Here is a 5,651-nt window from a genome sequence, read left to right as displayed (position 1 = left end):
GGGCGGCGGGGGCTTGGGACGGTCCGATTTCGGACGCTCCGCGAGGGTGAGTTGCTCTTCGTTGCCGCGGATGGTGAGCACGTCTCCTTCAGCGAGCAACTGCTCCGGCTGCGCGCGTTTGCCGTTCACCCGCACCTTCTTGGTGCGGATCATCTTGAACAGGTGGCTGACCGGGACGTTGGGCATCCGCTTGCGCAGGTGCTTGTCCAGTCGCATCCCGACGGTGTCGGCTTCAATTCGGTACTCGATCATTTGTGCTGGCGCCTGGACCAGACCACACGAATAATTCGCGGTCCATGCCGAAAGCCCCAACTATCGAGAAGCTGCTCCAGAGTGGCTCCGCCGAGTGGAACCGCCTGAGGAAGTCCTCCCAGGTGGCCACCGATCATACCGGCGCCACGTTCACGCAGCTGTTCTCCGCCAATGCCGACCTGTCCGGGCTCGGACTGGTGGGCTCCGAGTGGGAGCGCTGTGACCTGTCGAAGATGAACTTCCGGGACGCGGACCTCTCCAACGCCTACTTCCACGGAGGCCGCCTGCAGGACTGCGACTTCCGCGGCGCCAACCTGGAAGGCTGTACCTTCGAAAAACTGAAGCTCCTGAGATGCGACTTCACCGGCGCCAAGGGTCTGGAGGACCTGGAGCTGGACGACGTGGACATGGATCGCGTCACGGGTCTGGATGGCGAGGAAGCGCCGCCTCCTCCGCCCCCGCCCGTGCAGGGCATCACGGCGTTCACGCGTGAACAGCGCGAGAAGATGCTCGGCCAGACGCACGGCGGCAACGCGATGGAGGGCTCCAACCCCGCGCATCCGGACGACCTGCCGCCGTTCCGTCCGCAGGATCCGCCGGGCTCGCTCTTCTTCCGGGCGCTCAAGCACGTGGGCGCTCCCCCGCTCTGGGTGCTGGACGTGCCGGGCCTGCGTCCGCTCCTGCCCCAGCGACTGCCTCCGGGCAACTCGCTGGAGACGCTCTACCGCGAGGCGGTGAAGACGCGGCTGGAGAACAAGAAGCCCGCGGCGGACCCCGCGGCGGTGGAGCGCGCGCAGAAGGCGCTGCGCATGGGCGGCAAGGAGGCCAACGTCGCGGCGGTGTACCTGCGCGAGGTGGGCGTGCTGCCCCTGTTCCGCTTCGCCGCGGCCAAGCAGCTCAAGGGTGAGCTGCGCGCCGAGGTGGAGGTGGACGACCTCACGGGCTCCATCGACCCGCGCACCACGGGCGCGCTGCTGGAGCTGCGGCTGACGCACGAGGTGGTGGAGCACCTGCACGAGGTGCGTCGCCGGATGGCCGCCTCGCAGCTCTACACGTCGCTCCTGGAGGCGGGCTTCAACCCGGAGAACAACTGGGACGAGGCGCTGGAGTCGAGCGAGGCGTCCATGGAGCTGGCGCAGGCGGCGACGGGTGATGACCGCCAGGCGCTCCTGGAAGGCTTCCAGGTGTTCGCGGCGCTGCCGGAGGAGGTGCGCCTGCGCAGGCTCGCGTACCTGGCGGAGTCGGTGTCCAACCTGGAGCTGCTCAGCCGGCTGCCGGAGGGCATGGAGCCCACGTGGCTCACCGGCCCGGAGGTGCGCGAGTGCCACGAGCGCGAGATGACCTACGTGCAGTCGCTCAAGGCGCAGGACATCCCGTCCAAGGTGCCCACGCTGGCCAAGGCGGAGCTGGGCGTGCCCGAAGGTGAAGTCCCCGAGGACAGCGATGAGGACCTGTTCGTACACGTGCGGTGCGACGTGTGCGGCAAGGAGAAGCTCATCGTCCAGTCGCCGGAGGCTTGAGTCCCCTCGCCTCCGTGATGCGGAGGTGAGCAACGGGCCCGGTCGGAGCGCGAAAGCGTCCCTGCCGGGCCTTCTGCTTTCGTCAGCCCACCTGTTCGCGCTTCGCTTCCACGGCGGGCGCGGCGGGCAGCGAGTACGTCACGGGCGGGGGCAGCATCACCCGCACCTCGTCACCGGCGCGGATGAGGCCCGGGCGCTCCACCCAGCCCACCAGCCCCCGCTTCTGCCACGCGGCCTTCACGAAGCGGCTGGCGAGCCCCTTCAGGTCCGGGTGGTGCGCTTCGATGGCGCGGCCCGGGTGGATGCAGGGCTGGTTCTCCCCCTCCATCACCAGCGTGGCCTCTTCGGGGAAGAACAGCCGCGTGCCCGGCGGCAGGTGCGTCAGCCTGGGCACGCCCACGAGCTCCAGGTTCGCGCCCAGCCAGGAGGCCAGCACGTTCGGGATGCCCATGGCGCGGGCCACCTCCGTCAGCTCCTCGCGCGACACCACCGACACCTGCCGGGTGTTGCGGATGACCGTGCCCTTGGGGAACCAGGGCGTGCGCACGTCCGCCAGCCGCGTGAGGCCCGCGTGGCGGTCCCCCACGAAGCCTTCGAAGGACACCTGCACTTCGGGCACCTCACGGGTGACGAAGCGCTTCTTCTCGGGGTCCGTGCACAGCAGCACGTTGGCAAGATGGCCGGAGAGCGAGGGAGCGGGTGCGGTCATATCGGGCGACCGTTCTAACGCTTCCGCGCGGAAAATCAGAACAACGCCATCTGCTGTGGCTTGCCCAGCGGGCGGGCGTCCGTGCCCGCGTCGCACAGCGCCTGGGCCAGCTCCGCCGCGAACCCGTGGCAGGTGATGACCTCCGTGGCCCCGGTGTCCTTCACGTAGCGCATCAACGACGGGAAGTCCGCGTGGTCCGACAGCGGGAAGGCCACGTCCGCGCCGTAGCGCCGCGCGCCGCCGGGGTCCATGGCCCAGCCGGTGAGCACCGCCGTCGCCCGGGGCCAGTGGGGCGCCAGTCCCCCGCCCCGCACCAGGTGCGGCGGGAAGAAGAGCACCTCCCCCGGCTCCACCCGGCCGTCATAGAGGCGCAGGTTGGGGATGGGGACGCCCAGCTCCGCGTACAGCTCCGCGACCTCGAAGATGGACGGGTGCGCGACGAGCTGGAAGCCGCGGTCCGCGAGCTGCTTCATCGCCTCCTGGCTCTTGCCCAGCGGATAGCCCAGCAGCACCGGCGTCACGCCCCGGTTGAGCTGCGCGCGCAGCCACGTCTCCACCTGCCCCAGCACCTCCGGGCGCGGCGGGAAGCGGTAGCGCGGGTGGCCGAAGGTGGACTCGATGACGAGCGTGTCGCACGTCGCCACCTCCGTCGCCTCCGCGGTGAGCGACGGCGCGGTGTTCAGGTCGCCGGTGTAGACGATGCGCCGGCCGTCCGCGCGCACGACGCGCAGCTGCGCGCTGCCCAGGATGTGGCCCGCGGGCAGCAGCTCCAGCATCAGCGGCCCCAGGGCGAAGGGGCGGCGGAAGGGCACCGCCAGGGGCGCGCGCACCGGGCCCAGCCGGTGGGCCATGAAGCGCAGCGTGGCCGCCGTGGCGATGGTGCTCTCGTGCCGGGCGATGTGGTCCGAGTGCCCGTGGCTCACGAAGGACAGCGGCGACTTGCGCTTCGCGTCCAGCGACAGGGGGGTGCCCGTCAGGTGCAGCCCGTTTCGTCTCAGCTCCACGCTCATGGGTTCGGGCGCTGTCTATAGCGCGCCCCGGGTGCCCGCGCTCCCGGCCGGACACACCCCTTGCGCCGGATGCTCAGGCGGCGGGCGTGCGGCCCCGTGCCCGCCATCCGTCCCACACCACCGGGCCCAGTTCGGAGATGAGCACGCCCAGGAGGATGAGCGCGCCACCGACCCATTCGCGCGGCCCCAGCACCTCGCGCCCCACCGCGACGGAGTAGGCCGACGCGAACACGGGCTCCATCGCGAAGATGACCGCCGCATGCACCGCCGTGGTGCGCGCCTGTCCCCACGTCTGCACGCCGATGGCGACCGCGCTCGCGAGCACGCCGCACGTCAGCACCGCGCCCACGAGCGACGGTGTCCACGAAAGCCGCCGCTCCACGAACGGCAGGCACAGCGCGGACAGCACCATCACGCCCAGCAGCTGCACCGCCACCAGCCCCAGCACGCCGTCGCGCGAGGCGAAGCGCTCCGTGAGCAGGATGTGCACCGCGTACGCCACCGCGCACCCGATGGACAGCCAGTCCCCCAGGTACAGCCCCAGGAAGTGGCCGGACTGCACCGGGCCCCCGGTGGGCCGCGTCAGCGCGTACAGGCCCACCGCCGCCAGCACCACGCCCACGAAGGTGCCCCAGCGGGGGATGTGCTTGAGCAGCACCACCGAGAACAGCGGAACGAAGAGGACGTTGAGCCCGGTGAGGAACGCCGCGCGCGACGGCGTGGTGTCCGTCAGCGCCACCGTCTGGAACGCGAAGCACAGGAACAACACCGCCGACAGCAGCGCGCCCTTCTTCACCGTGCCGGGCGCGAACATCCGCCGGCCGGCGAGCGCGGCCATCACCGCCCCACCCACCGCGAAGCGCAGGGTGAGGAAGGTGAAGGGGTCCGCGAACGCGAGCGCGTCCTTCACCACCACGAACGTCACGCCCCAGAACACGGTGAGGAGCACCAACGCCCCGTCCGCCCGCCACCGCGCCCCGTCACCTTCCTGCGTCATCGCCCGGTCCCTACGGAATGAAGAAGAACGCGACGCCGAGGATGGCGTAGACGCCCAGCAGCATCACGCCCTCCAGCCAGTTGGACTCGCCGTCCAGCGCGATGAGCGTCGCCGCCCCCGTGCCGATGGCGATGCCCAGCACCTCCATGTGGCTGAACTCCAGCGTCAGGTTCTGGCCCAGGGGAATGGACACCAGCACCAGCACCGGCGCGACGAAGAGGGCGATCTGCTTGGAGGACTCGAAGGCGATGTTGAACGCCAGGTCCATCTTGTTCTTCAGCGCCATCAGGATGGCGGTGGAGTGCTCCGCCGCGTTGCCGATGATGGCGATGATGATGACGCCGACAAAGGTGTGCGTGAAGCCGAACGTGGCGATGGCCGGTTCAATGGCGTGCACCAGGAACTCCGCCACCACCACCACACCCAGCGTGGCGCCCAGCAGGACGATGGAGGCCTTCTTCGTGCTCCACGTGGGCAGCTCCTCCGGCGTGCCCTGGTCCTCACCCGCGTACAGGTGCGAGTGCGTCCGCAGGGAGAAGAGCAGCGACAGCGCGTAGACGATGAGCAGGATGACGGAGATGGCCACCGACATCGGGAAGATGACGGCGTCTCCCGCGGGGCCGCGCGCCGCGTGGAACAGGTCCGGGATGGACATGGCGGTGAGCGCCAGGAACATGATGGCGGAGCCGGACAGCGCCGCGGTGGCGTTGAAGGTCTGCCGGGGGAACTTCAGGCCGCCCGCGAGGATGGCCGCGCCCAGCACCAGCAGCAGGTTGCCCAGGATGGCGCCGGTGATGGACGCCTTCACCACGTCCGCATGGCCGGAGCGCAGCGCGGCGAGCGCGATGATGAGCTCCGCGGCGTTGCCGAACGACGCGTTCATCAGGCCGCCCAGGCCGCTGCCCAACCTGTGGGCAATCACCTCCGTGGCCTCGCCCATCAGGCGCGCCAGCGGGATGAGGGCCACCGCGCAGAGGATGAACGTCCACGTCCCCGGGAAGAAGAAGTGCGACGCGATGGCCAGCGGGAAGAACACCGCCAGCATGCCGAGGAAGAGGTGGTCGATGTTGAAGCCCCCCTTCTCCTCGCCTTCCGGGGCGCCAGGGGACGACGGGGTGACGGACGCGGGGGTGCTCACGGAGGGCCTCGCCAGCGGGGGATGC

Annotated in this window: 6 protein-coding genes; 1 reads left to right on the top strand and 5 read right to left on the bottom strand. The window is 70.2% G+C overall.

The window, feature by feature from the left end; genetic code table 11:
- The coding region (locus tag D7V97_RS39285; RefSeq protein WP_255424877.1) for a S4 domain-containing protein at window positions 1-252 on the bottom strand (252 nt) is incomplete at its 3' end.
- Window positions 253-296: 44 nt separating this feature from the next.
- On the opposite strand from D7V97_RS39285, the gene D7V97_RS39280 reads away from it, so the two are divergent.
- Window positions 297-1,772 (top strand): pentapeptide repeat-containing protein, encoded by a 1,476-nt coding sequence (locus D7V97_RS39280; protein WP_199729128.1) that lies wholly within the window; start codon window positions 297-299, stop codon window positions 1,770-1,772.
- An 82-nt stretch (window positions 1,773-1,854) separates the two neighbouring features.
- On the opposite strand, the gene D7V97_RS39275 is transcribed toward D7V97_RS39280, so the two are convergent.
- From D7V97_RS39275 to cax, 4 genes are all read right to left on the bottom strand, one after another.
- A complete protein-coding gene (locus tag D7V97_RS39275) occupies window positions 1,855-2,481 on the bottom strand; it encodes an MOSC domain-containing protein (RefSeq protein WP_120615702.1) in 627 nt (208 codons plus the stop codon).
- A 35-nt stretch (window positions 2,482-2,516) separates the two neighbouring features.
- Entirely contained in the window at window positions 2,517-3,491 is a 975-nt protein-coding gene (locus tag D7V97_RS39270; protein WP_120615701.1) for an MBL fold metallo-hydrolase, read from the bottom strand.
- A 73-nt stretch (window positions 3,492-3,564) separates the two neighbouring features.
- Window positions 3,565-4,488 (bottom strand): DMT family transporter, encoded by a 924-nt coding sequence (locus D7V97_RS39265; RefSeq protein WP_120615700.1) that lies wholly within the window; start codon window positions 4,486-4,488, stop codon window positions 3,565-3,567.
- Between the two features lie 10 nt (window positions 4,489-4,498).
- The coding region (gene cax / locus D7V97_RS39260) for a calcium/proton exchanger (protein ID WP_233583520.1) at window positions 4,499-5,651 on the bottom strand (1,153 nt) is incomplete at its 5' end.

Origin of the sequence: Corallococcus sp. CA053C (assembly GCF_003611675.1) — a bacterium.
Lineage (GTDB): Bacteria > Myxococcota > Myxococcia > Myxococcales > Myxococcaceae > Corallococcus.
This window is presented reverse-complemented; position numbering and strand designations above follow the sequence as displayed.